Raw genomic sequence first — 16,236 nt, 5'->3', positions numbered from 1 at the left:
CTATAGCTGCTATACTCCAATAAAGTATGTATGCTTTCTGTAATAATAGCAACAATTTTTCACTACTTTTCACCCGCTGGAGGAGCGTTTACAATGTAAGCGTGGTTTCAAAGGACTATATCCAGGCAACATCACGGGAGGCTCTGCTCATGAACAAGGGAAAGATAGCGGTTACAGGCGGAAGCGGCAAGGCGGGCAAATGGATCGTCCGCGAGCTGATCGATCACGGGTACGAGGTGGTTAACCTGGATTCAAAGCTGCCGGAGGAAAGCCTGTGCCGGACGATCCTGACCGACTTGACTGATGCCGGACAGGTTCATAACGCCTTGAGTTCTTTTGGGGGGAGAGACCGGAGACCGGTTGAGGCGGTCATTCATTTCGCCGCCATTCCGCAGGCGTTCACCCACCCGAATGATGTGGTATTCCGCACGAATGTCATGAGTACCTACAACATTCTGGAGGCATGCGCCAATCTGACTATCCGCAAGGCGGTGCTGGCGTCGAGCGAATCCTCTTACGGCATCTGTTTTGCAAGCGAATTCTTCGAGCCCCGCTACCTGCCGGTGGACGAAGAGCATCCCCAGCTACCGGAGGACAGCTACGGCCTGTCCAAGGTGGTGAACGAGCAGACAGGAGAAACGTTCCACCGCCGCACCGGGATGCAGGTGGTCTCGTTCCGGCTCGGCAACATCCTGGAACCGTCCGATTATGAGAGGGTCATCGGAGGCTTTGACAAGCCGGAGCAGCGCCGTGGCATCCTCTGGTCCTACATTGATGTAAGGGATGTGGCCTCGGCCTGCCGGCTCGCCATAGAGAAGGAAGGGCTGGGAGCCCAGGCCCTCATTCTGGCGGCGGACGATACGTCCTCGAATCTTCCGACCGAGGAGCTGGCCGCCCGGTATTTGCCCGGGGTTAAAGAGTTCCGCCAGCGGCTGGACGGAAGGTCGAGCTTCTTGAGCAACGAGAAAGCGAAGCAGCTGCTCGGGTGGCGGCAGCAGCATTATTTGCAGGATGGAGCCGAGTTCTGATGCTGGAGAGGGAATAGAGCGAGGATTACCTTTTACTTAAAGACATAGAGGAGGCCATCATTATGGAGTACCGGCGTTTGGGGAAAAGTGGAGTGAAGGTAAGCGAGATCAGCCTGGGAAGCTGGCTGACCTATGGAGGCTCCGTGGAGGCGGAGCAGGCTGAGGCTGTGGTGGACCGCGCTTATGAGCTGGGCATCAATTTTTTTGATACGGCGAATGTGTATCACCGGGGAGCGGCCGAAGAGATTGTCGGGAAAGCCTTGAAGAAATATTCCCGGGATTCCTATGTTCTGGCCACCAAGGTGTTCTTCCCGATGGGCGACGGACCGAACGACCGGGGCCTGTCCCGCAAGCATATTATGGAGCAGTGCGAAGCAAGCCTCCGGCGCATGAAGGTGGACTATATCGATCTGTACCAATGCCACCGGTACGATCCCAACACGCCGCTCGAGGAAACGCTCCGGGCGCTGGATGACCTGGTCACCCAGGGTAAGGTGCTGTATACGGGGGTAAGCGAATGGAGCGCGGTTCAGCTGGCCGACGCCGCCGCCACGGCCAGGGAGCTGAATCTGGACCGGATCGTATCCAACCAGCCCCAGTACAATATGTTCAACCGGAACATCGAGAAGGAAATCGTGCCGGTCAGCGAGCGGGAAGGGATCGGCCAGGTGGTGTTCTCCCCGCTCGCCCAAGGGGTGCTAACCGGGAAGTACAAGCCGGGCGCGCCGGCACCGGAAGGCTCCCGGGCAACCGATCCGAAGTCGAACATGTTCATGGAGTGGCTGCTTAAGGAGGAACAGCTTAAGAAAGTGGAGAAGCTGAAGCCGATTGCGGAGAGCCACGATCTCTCGCTCGCGCAGCTGGCCCTCGTTTGGATTCTCAGGCTTCCGAACATTTCAAGCTGCATCATCGGAGCTTCACGCCCCGAGCAGGTGGAGGAGAATGTCAAGGCGTCCGGCATCCGGCTGGCGGAGGCGGATTTGAAGGAAATCGATGCCATTCTGGCGGGCGAGTCGGCCTAAAGCATCTTCCATAAGAATAACCCCCTTGGGAAACCCGGAAGGAAGCTTACTTCCCGCCGTGCCGTTGGCCTCTGGGGGTTGTTTGGCTTCATCCGCCGCCATCCCCGTTTAGAACCGGCGTCCGCCGTCCATCCTGTTAGGAAAGAACCCCGGCTTGGGACGGGGGGAGGAAGGAGCGGACCGGTTTGGCGGGAGGCTATCACATCCGGGCTTATTGCCCGAACCGCCTGTGTGTCCATGTGCACTACAGGCCCTACGCGGTAACGTGGAGATACGATGCGGCTTATACGGCAGCCGAGGCTTGCGGCCGTCTGCCGGGTCCCGGCAAGCAGTGCCCGGCCTGCGGAACGGAGATGGGATTTTACCCGCTCTATACGGGAGATTCGGTGCTGGACGGGTGATCGGTATAAGCCTCTTGGATTTGACGCCGCAGGGCGTTTCCACTACTATTAGATCAAACGATTGACTGAGGAGAGATTGGTATGAACTGCAAGATTACGCGCAATGCGGCCAAAATCCTGAAGCTCGAGCTGGAGAAGGAAGAGAACAAGGATTTGAAGCTTCGCGTGCTCGTCACCCATAGCCATGGAGACCACGCCCATTACGGGCTTGACCTGGATAGCCCTACTGAGAAGGATGAGATCGTCGCCACCGACAAGGGCATTGATGTGCTCCTCTCCAAGGACGAGCCTCTGCTCGACGGCGTCCGGATTGATTACCTGTACCTGCCGCAGGAAGGCTTTGTGATCACGAATCCGTCCAAGGGCAACCACGGGGATCATTAATGGCCAAGAACGACATCCGCATCTGTGACAAATGCAAGCATATGAAAATGAAGACCATGGTGCCCAAGCTCGAGAAGCTGGCTCCCGGCACCGAGATCAAGATCGGCTGCAAATCGTATTGCGGCCCGTGCTCGCGTTTTGCCTTTATCTTCATCAACGGACGCTACGTAACCGGAGCGACCGAAGACGAGGCGCTGGAGAAGGCCGCCAAATATATTAAGAAATAAGCAGACGAGCAAAAGGGAAGAAATCCGTCAACCGGATTTCTTCCCTTTTTGGCATTTTGGCGCAGGAGGCCGCGCTTTCGAGTCCCGGCTCCGGCTGACTAGTCCTCCCGAGGATCGGCCGCCTGCGCCAGCCTCGGTAGCGTGACCCGGAACCGGCTTCCTTGGCCGGGTGTGCTGTCCACCTCGATCGATCCGCCATGCAGCTCAACCAGCGATTGGGAGATGGAGAGGCCGAGCCCCGCTCCTCCGTTCTTGCGGGTCCGGGACGTGTCCATCCGGTAGAATCGCTCGAACAGGTGGGGCAAATGCTCCTCCGGGATTCCAGTCCCGTTATCGGCTATCTCGATAACCACCTCATCCGGGCGGGGACGAACGCTGACGGTAATCTGCCCTTCCGCCGGATCCGTATGCTGAACCGCATTGTGATACAGATTCAGGATGACCTGTTTGATCTTATCTTTGTCCAGCCGGATAACGGTACCGGGAGCGGAGGACAGAACGACCTGCCGGTCTCCGGCCAGAAGCCTCAGCTGGGGCTCCATCTCGGCCAGAATGGCGTCCAGGTCCTCTTCCTCAGGGCGGATCTCCGGGGACCGGTCGAGTCTCGCCAGCATCAACAGATCCGCCACCAGCTTGTTGATGCGCTCCGACTCGACGTGCATGCTCTTCAAGGCCCGGTTCAGCTGGTCGGGGTTCTGGGCGGCTCCGCGGAGAAGAACCTCCAGAAACCCGTGAATGGACGTCAGCGGCGTCCGGAGCTCATGGGAGGCGTCGGCCAGAAAGCGGCGCATCTGCTCCTTCGCTTCCCGCTCCGATTCGAACGACTGCTCGAGCCTTTCCAGCATGCCGTTGAAGGAAGCAGCCAGCCGGTCGATTTCCTGCTGGCCCTGCTGAACGGGCAGCCGGACGTCGAGCTTGCCGGAATCAATCTGCTCGACCGTCTGAACCATTCGGAAGAGAGGGGTCAGCGTACGGCGAATGACCGGCAGGAACGTAAGGAAGGCCAGAATGAGCGCAAGCGCCGATAGGATAAGGAACGTCATCATCTGCGTCATGAGGACCTTCTTCAGCGGTCCTGTCGGCGTTCCGAGCTGGACGAGCCCCTGGGGATGCCCCCGGCCCCCGACCAGCTGCAGAACGACGAGCTGCTCTACGCCCTGCTCATTCTTGGCAATCGTATAATTCGCCTCCCGCCGTTCCCCCCGGTACGCTTCGGTATAGGCTTCCGGGGCAAGCTCGGGAGCGGCTCCGGAAGAGCTCAGCTCGGACGTCATGTCGGCAAACGTTCCGTCCGGCGAGATAACGGCAAAGGTAAAGTCCTGATTGCCGAAGCCGGGGCCTTCCGGCGCCCGGGGGCCGCCGCGTCCGCGCTGCCAGAAATCGTTGGGTGTGGAGCGGATCTGGTTCAGGCTGCTTTCGGCTTCGCTCCCATACAGAAAGCGCTGCATGAAATAATATTGAAACAAGCCGATCAGCAAGAGGATGGCAGCCAGGATAAAAAGGGAGCGGGACAGCAGCTGCACCCGCAGGGAGCGGGGAAGAGGAAGCCGTCCATAAGGGCGGAGACCGCGTCTCATGTGAAGTCCACCCGGTATCCGGCTCCGCGAATCGTCCGGATCAGACGGTGCTCCCGGTCGTTCAGCTTGTCCCGGAGCGACCGGATGTACACCTCCACGATGTTCTCATCGCCTCCGAAATCATACCCCCATACTTTATCCAGAATCAGCGCCTTGCTCAGCACAAGTCCATGGTTAATAAGAAGGAATTTCAGGAGCTCATACTCCGTAGGAGAAAGCTCCAGCACCCGGCGGTCCAGGGAGATTTCCTTGCGGCGGTCGTCGATGCTAAACGGACCCGCCGTCACCTCTTCCATCAGATGGGGAAAATGGTTCCGGATGCGGGCGTGGATGCGGGCCAGCAGCTCCTCGAAGCTGAAGGGCTTGACCATATAATCGTCCGCACCCAGCGTCAATCCCTTTACCCGGTCATCCACTTCGTCCTTGGCGGTCAGCATGATGACCGCGATGTTGCCGATTTTCTTGAGCATCCGGCACACCTCAAAGCCGTCCATGCCGGGCATCATGACGTCGAGCACCGCGACATGAGGCTGAATTTGCTTGGCGAGCGTGACGGCCGTCATGCCGTCGGGAGCGGTCGTTACTTCAAAGCCTTCGTTGAGAAGGCCGAGCTCCAGAAATTGCAGGATAGTAGGTTCATCATCGACCAGCAGAAGCTTGATTCCTTTAAGCTGCTTCATGGGTTCCTCCGTTCTTAGTTGCCGTTCCTTTTTACCTGTTCATCATAATGGATTCTATAGTAACCCGTAAACCTGAAAAGCCTCTGAGCCCGGGCTGAAGACCGGCTGAAGACGATTCCGCAGGACATTCAGGAAACCTTCAGCCTGTGTTCATGTCTATTTCAGCCGAGGGATGGATAATGGGTTCATCAACCACACCAACCGAACCCATCCACGGAGGCGATAGCAATGAAAAAATCCAAATGGTTCAAATGGCAGGCGGGAGCGGTCGGAGCCGCCGGCTTGGCCCTACTCTTTAACGGCATCAAGGCGAGTCCGGCCTTTACGGAGGCGGTCGCCAAGGCAAAGACGGACAACACCGAAACAACGGCTTCCGCCATCCAGCAGGATGCGGTCATGAACGAATTCCATGAGCGCACCGGCCAGGCGACCGATCCCGGCACGGGCACGATGGCGCCGGGATACGATAGAGGAGAGCTTCGGGGCCAGCGCGGGAGAGGCGGAGAAGGCGGACGTCCGGACCGCAGGGCGATGGCCGGCTCACCGGGCACGGGCGGAAGCTCCATGACGGGGAGCGGCAGCACACAGCCGTACGGAGGAAGCAGCAGCAACGGCTCCAGCAGCGGCTCCATCGGAAGCAGAGGAAGCATGAGCGGCTCTGGATCTTCTTCGTCTTCTTCGACCATGCCCCAGACCCGTACCAAACGTTCCTGAAGCGGGCCGGATAAGATTCGCTAATTACGCATCAAGGAGGAATTAACATGGCTGTTTTTCTGGATCTTTTTCCCGCCTGGGGGCTCATGCGTCTTCTGGGACTCGTTTCTTACGTGCTCTTGTTCGCGGGTGTCTCCTTAGGCATTCTATACAGCTTTCCCACGATCACCGGCAAAAGCAAGCTGACCGTTCACAAGGCCCATCTGTTCGCCACGAACGGGGGAACCCTTCTAGGTCTTCTTCACGGGGTGATTACCGTAATCGATACGTATACCCCTTTTACCTGGAGCGACGTGCTGATTCCGTTCAGCGCTTCTCATTCTCCGGTTCTGACCGGGATCGGAACGCTGACGGCTTACGGCTTGCTGGTGCTTATTTTCACCTCGGATATCCGTCATAAGCTCGGACGGAAGCTCTGGTTGGCCATCCATTTCTTGGCGTACCCGATTTTTGCAGGGGCTCTGATTCACGGTTTCTTTGAGGGGACGGATACCAAACTGGCGGGAATCCGGCTCTTGTACGCTGCCTCCGTATTCGTTATTCTTACGCTTACCATCCTGCGCGGCATGCTCCGCCGTCCCGAAACCCGGCACCAGCCGGCGGGAAGAACGTTATGAATCGATTTTGTCCGGTTGTGCTGGACTTCTCCCCCCCGAATCCCCTATCATTAAACCATGAGGAGGGGATTCGTCATGTCACGAGCTATCCGCAAAGCGAAGCCTTATCTCGCTTATGCCCTGTTTCTTGCCTTCCTGCTGTTCGTTAAAGCCAATGTGGGACAAGCCGCTTACATCCCTTCCGGTTCGATGATCCCGACCTTGAACATTCATGATGTCCTGATAATCGACAAAATGGTAAAGCCGGAGGACTTGAAATTCGGGGATATCGTGGTTTTCCAGCCTCCCGAAGAGCTGAACCTCGACAAAATCCTCATCAAGCGCCTGATCGGCCTGCCCGGAGACACGATAGAAGTCCGGGACGGCAAGCTCTACCGCAACGGCAAGGCGGTGGAGGAGCCCTATTTGAACGAAACGATGACTTACCGTATGGCCAAGGTCGTGGTACCCGAAGGTAGCTATTTCTTCCTGGGCGACAACCGCAACCGGAGCAACGACTCCCATCTATGGCCGACTCCGTTCGTCCCGGCTTCATCCATTATCGGAAAGGCCGTTTACCGGGTATTCCCTTTCAATCATATGGAAGGAGTCTAAGCTCGCCTAGTGCCTTATCCGCAAATGAAGTTTTGCTTTCCTGTCGAATTTCGTGCGCATCCGGAGGTTTTCTCGCAAACCTTGTTACCGGACAAGGCACTAGTTAGCCGGAGGTTGCTCAACATGCCTTATTCCATTGTGGATGTCATAGCCGTCATGCTTAGGGAGGCGTGGGAAGCTCTCCTGATCGTTATCCTGCTGATCGGCTTCGTTACCAAAACCCGCCGGCGGGAGCTGAGCCGCTGGATCTGGCTGGGTGCCGGCGCGGGGATCGCGGCGAGCCTGCTCCTCGGAGCGGCCGTCCGGGAGCTGTTCACAAGCGGGAGGTTTCTGCTGAATCCCTATCTGACCTCGGGGGTTACCGGGCTGTTTGCCGCCGCTATGCTGCTTCATTTAAGCCTGTGGATGCGCAGCCGGTACAGCCTGGCCTGCCGGCGTCAGGACATCAGCCACCGAAGCTCCAATGCGTTGACGTCGGGAAGCTTTGCCTCGCTTGCTTTGCTGGCGTTCGGGGCGGTGTTCCGGGAAGGGATGGAGAGTGTCCTATGCTTTGCCGGACTCGCCTCCTCGATTGACAGGACCAGCCTGGCCGCCGGGACGGGCCTTGTTCTCGCGTTGTGGGCAGCTGTGGCTTACCTAGCGGTAAAAAAAGGAATCCCCCTGCCGGTCCGCCCGGTGAATGCCTTATCCGGCATTCTGGTAGTCTACCTCGGGGTCAAGTTTCTCGGAACCGGCATCCATGGGCTGCAAGAGGCCGGCTACCTGCGCGAAACCAAAGTATCCTGGCTGCCGGACTTGCCGACGCTTGCCTTATACCCGACATCGGAAATCGCCTTAGCCCAAGCGGTCCTGCTCGTTTTCCTCGCCTCGCTCACGATCTGGAGCCGGACCCGGGACAGCCGGATGAAACAGCAGCTTAACCTTTAACCCCTATCCGAGGATGGGGGTTTTTGTATTAACCGTTGTTCGATTTTCTCGGCTTCCGTCACGTGTTATAATCTAAGCAAAAAACGGAGGAGAAGCCGTGACGTTTTTCATTGTTCTTGTTGTCGCCCTAATCGTTTTCGGCGTTGTGTTACCAAGAACCCGCAAACGGAATGGGTCCATCTACAAAGGGGGAAGCAAGCGGCGTCCCGCCCGGAAGCAGGTGCAATACCGGGCCGCCGTTCTTCCGGAGGGACTCGGGCTCCGACCGGGCGTTCCCCTCAAAGCGATGGAGCAGAGGCTTAACCAGGCGCTGGATGCCGAATTTCAGAACAAGCTGAAGCAGCGGGTAATGGCAAAGCACCCTGCCATCCGGGCCAATGAATACGACTGCCTGTTCTTCGAGCTGAAGCGTTATTTTATGCTGACGGCCATCCTGAAGCAGGTCCCTATGTTCAGCAGCCGGGTGGATGATGTCTGGCACGAGATGCTGCTCTTTACGAGGGAGTACCAGAGCTTCGGGGAAGCCTTTACCGGTTCGCCGGTTCATCATTCCCCCCATTCCGATTACGAGCCGATGCCGGGGGAAAGGGCGTGGTTCGATTGGGTGTACACCCAGCTCTTCGTCCTCACGCCATACAGCGGCCAGATTTGGAATGATTTCTACCGCCATCCGCTGGATAGAGCCAGGCTGAAGCGGATCAGCGAGGGAACGCCGGAGGAGCTGAAGGACCTGCTCTTCAACGGCCGTCATGTCGACCGTTTCGAGGAGATCGCCCGCACCGCCGATCTTCTGGTAGAGAAGGCCAGAATCCAGCTCAGGGAGAGGGACCGGGCATCCTTTCGCTCTGAGGCCGCTTCTAAGGACCGGTACAGCGACGGGTACGCTTATCTGCTCGCGAATGCCATGCTGCTGTATTCCTGGGAATCCCCCAGCCGCTATGATAAACAGATGGAGGAGCTTATGGCGGAGGAGCAGAGAAGCCGTCAGGCGGCGGCATCGACAACAAGCTCCGATTCCGGGGGCTATTATTCCTCCGACTCCGGCTCTTGGGGAGAGGACCGCAGCCATAAGCACGATCACCACCACGACGGGGGACAAGGCTCCCAGCATCACGGTAATCACAGCCACCAGCATCAGGACGGGCATCATGGGGGACATGACTCGGGCGGAGGCCACTCCGGCGGCCATGACAGCGGATCGAGCTGCTCCTCTTCAAGCTGCGGCTCGGGCTGCGGCGGAGGCGGAGATTAAAGCTCATCGTCCGTTTCCCCTATCCTTCGTATGTGAAGGGACAAAGCCGTATCCGGAGAGCAGTACCTGCGGCTTGGAAACGGAGTCAAAGGCGGATCTACCGGTAAGGCTACTTCCCATTCACCTTCTTGGGCGCATGCACATATTCTGCTTGAAGAAAGCAAACGTGCTGAATAAGGCTCAAGGAGGACGATATGACCGAAAAGGGCTATGTAGAATCGGCATTGACGGAACACCGCTTCTGGCTGCAGGTGCTGGGGGATCACGGAAGGTTTATCCGGGATTCTCTGCCTCCTAAGGAAGCCTTGGAAATCCGGCGTGCCCATGAATTCGTGCAAACCTTTGACGCCCTGCTGGCCCAAGCCCGTACCCTTCCCCCGGACCGGGCAAACGTGATGGCTTTATCCCGACAGGCGTCGGAGAAAGCGTCGGAGCTTCGCGGCTTCAAGCTGCACCTGCTCCAAAGGCAGCTGACGGGAGGCCTGGCTTCCCATCTGCCGCCAACCTTCTATAATCATATGGTGAACGAGGTGGAGGAGTATTTGAAGATTCTCGTTCCCCTTACGGCGGGCGAACCTGCGCCTCCCGCGAGTGCCCTGCACCTCCATCTTCTATGGCTGGACGATGCATACGGGCATTCGGCCACCATCTCCTCAAAGCTCGACCTGACGGAGAAACGGGTCAAGGAGCTCAGCGATTCGTTCACGAAGCATTTTGAAGAATTTTACTTGAAGGCCTTCGAGCTGGCCGGGTACATGCGGACCCATCTCGCCCATTTTCCCGCGCTCTCCCGCTTTAACAAGCAGGTCGAGCTCGAAATGCTCCTGTTCCGGGAGTTTCTGAAGGAGCTGGAGGAAATGGGGCTTCGGGCGGAGCTGCTCGGCACGCTGACTCCGTTAATGGCGGACCATATGGCCAGGGAAGAATGCTATTACTTGACGAAGCTCGCCCTGGTGGCGGAAACGAAAAATCCTTCCTGCGATCCGGCCAAACCCCGTATCGAAGCGTAACCAATCGGTTTCAAAGCTTTCGGCCGCCTGCTCCCTTGGGAGACGGCCGGGGGCTTTTTTTCAGGTCTTTCGTCCAAAGCCTGGCATTCTCAACTATCATTAGAACTTGAACGAAGGAGTCCTGTCCCTTGAATCGCATCCGCCGTTTTCTTCATTCGTATCACCCGGTTGTTCATATTCTGCTGATCGGAACGGTGCTGGCGCGCACCGCCTCCACCATGAGCATGCCCTTTCTCGCGCTGTACCTGGCCGCCCATACGGAGGCCTCAGCGGTTCTGATCGGCTTCGTCATCGGGGCCGGCTCTCTCGCCGGAACCGTCGGGGGCTTCATCGGGGGTACGCTATCGGACAAGCTCGGGCGCAAAGGGGTGATGCTCGCCGCGTTATTCGGCTGGGCGGTCGTCTTTATCGGCTTCGCCCTGGTTCGGGAGCCGGTCCTGTTCCTGGTTCTGAACCTATTGAACGGACTGTGCAAATCGTTTTACGAGCCCGTCTCCCAAGCTCTCATGGCGGACCTGACGGAGCCTTCGAAACGGTATAAAGTTTTTTCCCTGCGGTACATGTCCATTAACATAGGGGGAGCGGTGGGACCGCTCGCCGGAGCGTATTTCGGGACCGTGAACGGGTCGCTGCCCTTCTTCCTGACGGGCCTCGTGTACCTGCTGTACGCGTTGATTCTTTTCGTGCTTCTGGCCCGTTTTGGCATCCGGAAAATCGAAGGAAACGCCAAAGCCCCGGTAAGCTTCCAATCCGCCTGGAATGTCATCCGCCGGGACGGTCCTTTCCGTCTGTATATAGCGGGAGGCATTCTGGGGGCCATGGGGTATTCGCAGATGACCGTCACGTTATCGCAATACTTGCGGAACAGCGTAGCGCATGGAGTGGAGCTGTTCGGGTGGCTCATGACCGTTAATGCCCTCGTCGTCATCGTCCTCCAGCTTCCGCTTTCCTCGTGGGCCGCCAAGCGAACGCCTCTCGCCGCTATTGTGACGGGGAATGTCCTGTTCGCGCTGGGAATTGTCGGCTTCTCGCTGTCCAGCGGAGCCGTCGGTTTCATCGCGGCTATGGTCGTCTTCACCTTAGGCGAAATCTTGACCTACCCTGCGGGCAATCTGCTGGTGGACAAGCTCGCGCCGGAAGGCATGCGCGGGACGTATTTCGGAGCGCAGACGTTCACGAACATCGGCCACTTCGTCGGACCGCTTGCGGGCGGCTATCTTCTCTCCCACTATGGGGGATCCCCTTTGTTTCTGACCATGGCGGCCGTTACGCTCGGCGGCTCGTATTTCTACGCGGCGGGCAGCCGTCTTGCTGCTCCGGTACGTCAGGCCCCTCCGGCGGTTCAGGAGAAGTCCGCTTAGCCCGGTCCGAAAAACTGCATACCAGGATTTCCTTTCCTCCGGCTTGTAAAAGGCCGGCTGCGGCAGTAGTCAGGTAGTCCGAGCATTCCGCATACGCTTAAGAAGGAAGGCTTCCCCAGGAAGCCGAGCAGGGAGGAGAGGAAAGCATGGCGGATAAAGACGGGCTGACTCCCTTCGCCAACGAGCCCTTAACGGATTTTGGGCAGGAAAGGGAGTGGCGGGCGATGGAAGAGGCCATCCGCGCCGTACGAAGCCGGCTCGGAAGGGAGTACCCCCTCCGGCTCGGAAGCCGGACGATGTACACGGAGGAAAAGATTGTGTCGAGCAACCCGGCCCGGCCAGACGAGGTCATCGGACGGGTCAGCCGGGCCGACCGTAAGCTCGCGGAAGAGGCGATGGGAGAAGCGGCGGCGGCCTTCGAGTGGTGGAAGCGGGTCCCGGCGGCGGAAAGGGCCGCCTATTTGCTGGAGGCGGCTTCTTTGTTGAGGGAGAGGAAGCATATCTTCTCCGCTTGGATGATAGTGGAGGCCGGCAAAAACTGGTCCGAAGCCGATGCCGACACGGCGGAAGCCATCGATTTCCTGGAGTACTATGCGCGCGAGATGCTGAGGCTCGAGGAGCTGGCGGACAGCCGGCCGCTGGTCCGAATAGCGGGGGAAACCAACCGGATGACTTACATTCCGCTTGGCGTAGGCATTGTCATTCCGCCGTGGAATTTTCCGCTTGCGATCTGCGCCGGTATGACGGCGGCGGCCGTCGTCACGGGAAATACGGTCGTGCTGAAGCCGGCCTCGACGACTCCCGTGATCGCCTATCACTTTTATGAGCTCATGAGGGAAGCGGGGCTGCCCCCCGGAGTACTCCACTATTTGCCCGGAAGCGGGGGAGAGATCGGGGATTACTTGACCTCCCATCCCCAAACGCGCTTTATCAGCTTTACCGGCTCCAAGGAGGTCGGGCTGCATATCAACCGGCTGGCGGCCGATACTCCCGCCGGACAGATCTGGATCAAGCGGCTGGTCGCCGAAATGGGGGGCAAGGACGGCATCGTCGTCGACGAGACGGCGGACCTTGATGCGGCGGCTCAAGCCATTGTGGCCTCGGCCTTCGGCTTTCAGGGCCAGAAGTGCTCGGCGGGCTCGCGGGCCATTGTCGTGGAGGCCGTCTATGACGAGGTCGTGGCCAAGGTGGTGGAGCGGACCCGGGCCCTGTCGGTGGGTCTCCCCGAGGAAAATCACGCGATCGGACCCGTGATCGACCGCAGCTCCTACGAGAAGATTCTGAGCTACATCGACATCGGCAAAGGAGAAGGCCGTCTGTTGACGGGAGGGGCTGCAGCAGAAGGCGGGGGATATTTCCTTCAGCCCACGGTATTCGCTGACGTCGATGGGAAAGCCCGGATCATGCAGGAGGAAATCTTTGGTCCCGTCCTGGCCATTGCCAAGGCTTCGGATTGGAGGGAGGGCATCCAGATCTACAACGAGACGGAGTTCGGGCTGACCGGAGCGTTCTTCTCCACGGATGAAAGCCGGATCCAAGAAGCGATGGAAACGATGCACTGCGGCAACCTGTACTTTAACCGCAAATGCACGGGAGCGTTCGTCGGCGTGCATCCGTTCGGGGGCTTCAACCTGTCCGGCACGGATTCGAAGGCCGGGGGTCCGGATTACCTTCCGCTGTTCATGCAAGCGAAGGTTACTTCGCGGAAGTTGTAAGGAGACGGTGGGTTGGAAGGCCGGTAAGGGCTGGGTCTCTTGACCGCCCTTCTTGCCCTGAGCTCTCCACGCGAATAGTGCCACGTTAAACCCCAAGTCTCTAATGCCATGCAGGCCTGCCTTTTCGTTAGATAATGGATACGCCGGTTCCCGCACAGCTCAAAGAAGAAGCCGAAAACCTCCTTAACGGGTAGTCTTCGGCTTCTTTTCTTAATGGGGCAGTGCCTGGCGTGAAGCTACTTTTCCTTGTTCTTGTCCATGGCCGCTTTCAGGGCTTCGGCAAGCGGGTTCGAGAGCGGCGCCTGATCGGCGTACTGGTTGACCAGGGCGCGGTTCGTCTTGGCGGCCTTGCGGCCACCGCCCTCGTTGTCGAGTACCTCGACCACGTTACATCCGCGGCACTGGGCGTACCGGCCGGCCTTGCCCGTGTGGACCTCCATTTTTTTATGGCATTGCGGGCAGCGCTTGTTCAAGAGCACCGGGTCGGCCGAGCGGCGGTAGCCGCATTCCCGGTTGGAGCAAACGAGCGTGCGGCCTCGCTTGCTTTTGACTTCCTGAAGCAGGGCTTGGCACTCCGGACAGTGGCTGTGCGTCAGGTTGTGAGGCTTATAGTCGGCCGTGCTTTTCTTGACGTCCTGGACCATACGGATCGTCTGCTCGCGGATGCCTTCGAGGAAAGTCTTCATGCTTCCCTGGCCCTTGGCGATCCGTTCGAGCTCCTGCTCCCAACGGGCGGTCAGCTCTTGAGAGCGGAGGTCCTCGGCCGCCAGCTCGATCAGCTGGAGCCCTTTGCCGGTAGGGACGAGATGGCTGCCTTGGCGCTGAATGGTATCCGTGTTCAGCAGCTTCTCGATAATATCCGCGCGGGTGGCGGGGGTGCCGAGGCTGTTTTTCTCCATCTGGCTGAGCAGGGAGGCTTCCGTGTACCGGGCCGGAGGCTTGGTGTACTGGCTGCGTTCGCTGCTGCGTTTCACGGGAAGCTTGTCGCCCTTCTGGACGGGAGGCAGCGTTTGATCGCCGGACTTTCCGCCGTCCCGTTCGCTGCTGTCGTCCCCGTCTTCATCAGAATCCGGATCGATGAAGTCGCTCGCGCCGTATACTTCCTTCCAGCCGTGGTCCTGGATCACTTTGCCGGACGCATACAGCTTCTCTCCTCCGGCTTCAAGAACGAGGCTCGTTTGCTCATAACGCAGGGGCGGGTAAAACAGAGCGATAAAACGCCGGGCGATCAGGTCGTAAAGCTTCCGTTCATCGCTGCTCAGCGCGCCCAGCTGCAAATACTGCTCCGTCGGGATAATCGCATGATGGTCGCTGACCTTGCTGTCGTCGGCAATCCGTTTCGTTACGTTCAACGGCTTCTTAAGAATAGTCCTGGCCAGGGAGGCGTAAGGCCCGAAGGCAATGCTCTCCAACCGCCCCTTCAGCGTCGGCACCATATCCGATGTCAGGTAACGGGAATCCGTACGCGGGTAGGTGACGAGCTTGTGCTGCTCGTACAGCTTCTGCAGAAGGTTCGAGGTTTGCTTGGCCGAGAAGCCGTATCGCTTGTTGGCGTCACGCTGCAGCTCCGTCAGGTCGTAGGCGAGGGGCGGGGGCACCGTTTTGTCGGTTTTCTGGATGGATACCACCTGGGCCTGCTTGCCGGTCAGCCGGCTGCGGATGTCCTCTGCTTTGGCCTTATCGAAGATCCGGGCTTCCCCGTTCGAAGGATGGCGCCATTGGGCCTGAAACGTCTCGAAATCCGCCGAAACGGTCCAATATTCCACCTGCTGGAAGCTCTTGATCTCCTGCTCGCGCCGGATCATTGTGGCAAGCGTTGGGGTCTGCACCCGGCCTGCCGCCAGCTGCGCATTGTATTTGCTCGTGAGCGCCCGGGTAATGTTCAACCCGATGAGCCAGTCGGCCTCCGACCGGCACACGGCGGATTGGTACAGGCGGTCATAATCGTGACCGGGCTTCAGCTGGGCGAACCCGTCCTGGATGGCTTTGTCCGTCTGGGAGGAGATCCACAGCCGTTTGAACGGCTTTTTCCAGTTGACGAGCTCCATGATCCAGCGGGCCACCAGCTCGCCCTCGCGTCCCGCATCGGTCGCAATGACGAGCTCCCCGAGGTCGGAACGGCGGCACAGCTGCTCGATCGCCCGGAATTGATGCGACGTTTCCTTGATGACCTTCAGCTTCATCCGTCCCGGGAGGATGGGCAGATCGTCGAGGTTCCACGTTTTGTACTTGTGGTCGTAATCTTCCGGCTCCGCCAAGGTCACGAGATGACCGAGCGCCCAGGTGACGACGTAGCGGGGGCCTTCGAAATACGCTTTATGCTTCTGAGTGCTTCCGAGAACCCGGGCCAATTCCTTGGCGACACTCGGTTTTTCGGCTAGTACCAATGTTTTCATAGGGAATAGGGCTCCTTGCCTGGTAAAGGTTAAGAAAACTCCCTGTCATTGTATCAAACCCCATCGCCGGGGAACAAGCGCTCCAAAAATGGGTCTTGAAAAATGGGAAACTCTGCTATATAGTGAAAAAATAAGAGCAGGAACGGAAGAACCGTCCATGGCTTCGCTAGTCGCGGGGCTTTGGGCGGTTTTTGTTTTGCCGTGGGAAGGAGGGGAGAGAGAGGAAAGCCTTCAGGGAGGCCTCATGATTACAGAAAAGCGGGTATCTCCTAAGAATTGTGACTGGAGGGGGGACGGGAAAAAATAGGCTGATTTAGGCTATTTCGTGCAA

General features: G+C 58.4%; 16 protein-coding genes. 13 read left to right on the top strand and 3 right to left on the bottom strand.

Translation table 11 applies throughout. From position 1 onward, the window contains the following. Positions 1-149 precede the first annotated feature (149 nt). The 5 genes from MJA45_RS19540 (at position 150) to MJA45_RS19520 (ending at position 3,062) form a co-directional block, all read left to right on the top strand. A complete protein-coding gene (locus MJA45_RS19540) occupies positions 150-1,028 on the top strand; it encodes an NAD-dependent epimerase/dehydratase family protein (RefSeq protein ID WP_315603576.1) in 879 nt (292 codons plus the stop codon). A 62-nt stretch (positions 1,029-1,090) separates the two neighbouring features. Beyond that, a complete protein-coding gene (locus MJA45_RS19535; protein WP_315603575.1) occupies positions 1,091-2,050 on the top strand; it encodes an aldo/keto reductase family protein in 960 nt (319 codons plus the stop codon). 185 nt (positions 2,051-2,235) lie between these two features. Next, entirely contained in the window at positions 2,236-2,451 is a 216-nt protein-coding gene (locus MJA45_RS19530) for a hypothetical protein (protein ID WP_315603574.1), read from the top strand. A gap of 81 nt (positions 2,452-2,532) precedes the next feature. Next, positions 2,533-2,835 carry a HesB/IscA family protein gene (locus tag MJA45_RS19525; protein WP_315603573.1) on the top strand — a complete coding sequence of 101 codons (303 nt, stop codon included), beginning with the start codon at positions 2,533-2,535 and terminating at the stop codon, positions 2,833-2,835. After that, positions 2,835-3,062: a YuzB family protein gene (locus MJA45_RS19520; protein ID WP_315603572.1), complete on the top strand. Its 228-nt coding sequence runs from the start codon at positions 2,835-2,837 to the stop codon at positions 3,060-3,062. Before MJA45_RS19525 ends, MJA45_RS19520 begins: the two co-directional genes overlap by 1 nt. Before the next feature lie 98 nt (positions 3,063-3,160). On the opposite strand, the gene MJA45_RS19515 is transcribed toward MJA45_RS19520, so the two are convergent. Further along, positions 3,161-4,639: a sensor histidine kinase gene (locus MJA45_RS19515; RefSeq protein WP_315603571.1), complete on the bottom strand. Its 1,479-nt coding sequence runs from the start codon at positions 4,637-4,639 to the stop codon at positions 3,161-3,163. Beyond that, on the bottom strand, positions 4,636-5,319 hold the full coding sequence (locus MJA45_RS19510; RefSeq protein ID WP_315603570.1) for a response regulator transcription factor: 684 nt from the start codon (positions 5,317-5,319) through the stop codon (positions 4,636-4,638). Before MJA45_RS19510 ends, MJA45_RS19515 begins: the two co-directional genes overlap by 4 nt. A gap of 228 nt (positions 5,320-5,547) precedes the next feature. Between MJA45_RS19510 and MJA45_RS19505 the strand changes: the two genes are divergently transcribed. The 8 genes from MJA45_RS19505 to pruA all read left to right on the top strand — a co-directional run bounded on the left by MJA45_RS19505 (position 5,548) and on the right by pruA (position 13,509). After that, the gene (locus MJA45_RS19505; RefSeq protein WP_315603569.1) at positions 5,548-6,033 is read left to right on the top strand and encodes a hypothetical protein; all 486 of its coding nucleotides are present in this window, start codon (positions 5,548-5,550) and stop codon (positions 6,031-6,033) included. Between the two features lie 47 nt (positions 6,034-6,080). Then, positions 6,081-6,650 carry a ferric reductase gene (locus tag MJA45_RS19500; RefSeq protein WP_315603568.1) on the top strand — a complete coding sequence of 190 codons (570 nt, stop codon included), beginning with the start codon at positions 6,081-6,083 and terminating at the stop codon, positions 6,648-6,650. A gap of 75 nt (positions 6,651-6,725) precedes the next feature. Continuing rightward, positions 6,726-7,244 (top strand): signal peptidase I, encoded by a 519-nt coding sequence (gene lepB / locus MJA45_RS19495; protein ID WP_315603567.1) that lies wholly within the window; start codon positions 6,726-6,728, stop codon positions 7,242-7,244. Between the two features lie 123 nt (positions 7,245-7,367). Next, entirely contained in the window at positions 7,368-8,171 is an 804-nt protein-coding gene (locus tag MJA45_RS19490; protein WP_315603566.1) for an FTR1 family iron permease, read from the top strand. Between the two features lie 97 nt (positions 8,172-8,268). Beyond that, entirely contained in the window at positions 8,269-9,423 is a 1,155-nt protein-coding gene (locus MJA45_RS19485) for a glycine-rich domain-containing protein (RefSeq protein ID WP_315603565.1), read from the top strand. A gap of 194 nt (positions 9,424-9,617) precedes the next feature. Beyond that, a complete protein-coding gene (locus MJA45_RS19480) occupies positions 9,618-10,433 on the top strand; it encodes a DUF2935 domain-containing protein (RefSeq protein ID WP_315603564.1) in 816 nt (271 codons plus the stop codon). Between the two features lie 128 nt (positions 10,434-10,561). Then, positions 10,562-11,794, top strand: a complete 1,233-nt coding sequence (locus MJA45_RS19475; RefSeq protein ID WP_315603563.1) for an MDR family MFS transporter — start codon at positions 10,562-10,564, stop codon at positions 11,792-11,794. A gap of 146 nt (positions 11,795-11,940) precedes the next feature. After that, the gene (gene pruA, locus MJA45_RS19470) at positions 11,941-13,509 is read left to right on the top strand and encodes an L-glutamate gamma-semialdehyde dehydrogenase (RefSeq protein WP_315603562.1); all 1,569 of its coding nucleotides are present in this window, start codon (positions 11,941-11,943) and stop codon (positions 13,507-13,509) included. A gap of 236 nt (positions 13,510-13,745) precedes the next feature. Here the strand turns inward: pruA and MJA45_RS19465 are convergent, their stop codons facing one another. Continuing rightward, complete coding sequence (locus MJA45_RS19465; protein ID WP_315603561.1) at positions 13,746-15,905, bottom strand: DNA topoisomerase III; 2,160 nt, start codon at positions 15,903-15,905, stop codon at positions 13,746-13,748. Between the last annotated feature and the right edge of the window lie 331 nt (positions 15,906-16,236).

Origin of the sequence: Paenibacillus aurantius, from assembly GCF_032268605.1 — a bacterium.
Taxonomy (GTDB): Bacteria; Bacillota; Bacilli; order Paenibacillales; family NBRC-103111; genus Paenibacillus_AO; species Paenibacillus_AO aurantius.
The sequence above is the reverse complement of the archived record's forward strand: the minus strand, read 5'-3'. Positions and strand labels throughout refer to the sequence as shown.

Excerpts from the sequence above, each read along its gene's own strand:
- MJA45_RS19540 (WP_315603576.1), top strand. The coding sequence starts at position 150 with ATGAACAAGGGAAAGATAGCGGTTACAGGCGGAAGCGGCAAGGCGGGC.
- MJA45_RS19535 (WP_315603575.1), top strand. The coding sequence starts at position 1,091 with ATGGAGTACCGGCGTTTGGGGAAAAGTGGAGTGAAGGTAAGCGAGATC.
- MJA45_RS19525 (WP_315603573.1), top strand. The coding sequence starts at position 2,533 with ATGAACTGCAAGATTACGCGCAATGCGGCCAAAATCCTGAAGCTCGAG.
- MJA45_RS19520 (WP_315603572.1), top strand. The coding sequence starts at position 2,835 with ATGGCCAAGAACGACATCCGCATCTGTGACAAATGCAAGCATATGAAA.
- MJA45_RS19515 (WP_315603571.1), bottom strand. The coding sequence starts at position 4,639 with ATGAGACGCGGTCTCCGCCCTTATGGACGGCTTCCTCTTCCCCGCTCC.
- MJA45_RS19510 (WP_315603570.1), bottom strand. The coding sequence starts at position 5,319 with ATGAAGCAGCTTAAAGGAATCAAGCTTCTGCTGGTCGATGATGAACCT.
- MJA45_RS19505 (WP_315603569.1), top strand. The coding sequence starts at position 5,548 with ATGAAAAAATCCAAATGGTTCAAATGGCAGGCGGGAGCGGTCGGAGCC.
- MJA45_RS19500 (WP_315603568.1), top strand. The coding sequence starts at position 6,081 with ATGGCTGTTTTTCTGGATCTTTTTCCCGCCTGGGGGCTCATGCGTCTT.
- lepB (WP_315603567.1), top strand. The coding sequence starts at position 6,726 with ATGTCACGAGCTATCCGCAAAGCGAAGCCTTATCTCGCTTATGCCCTG.
- MJA45_RS19490 (WP_315603566.1), top strand. The coding sequence starts at position 7,368 with ATGCCTTATTCCATTGTGGATGTCATAGCCGTCATGCTTAGGGAGGCG.
- MJA45_RS19480 (WP_315603564.1), top strand. The coding sequence starts at position 9,618 with ATGACCGAAAAGGGCTATGTAGAATCGGCATTGACGGAACACCGCTTC.
- pruA (WP_315603562.1), top strand. The coding sequence starts at position 11,941 with ATGGCGGATAAAGACGGGCTGACTCCCTTCGCCAACGAGCCCTTAACG.
- MJA45_RS19465 (WP_315603561.1), bottom strand. The coding sequence starts at position 15,905 with ATGAAAACATTGGTACTAGCCGAAAAACCGAGTGTCGCCAAGGAATTG.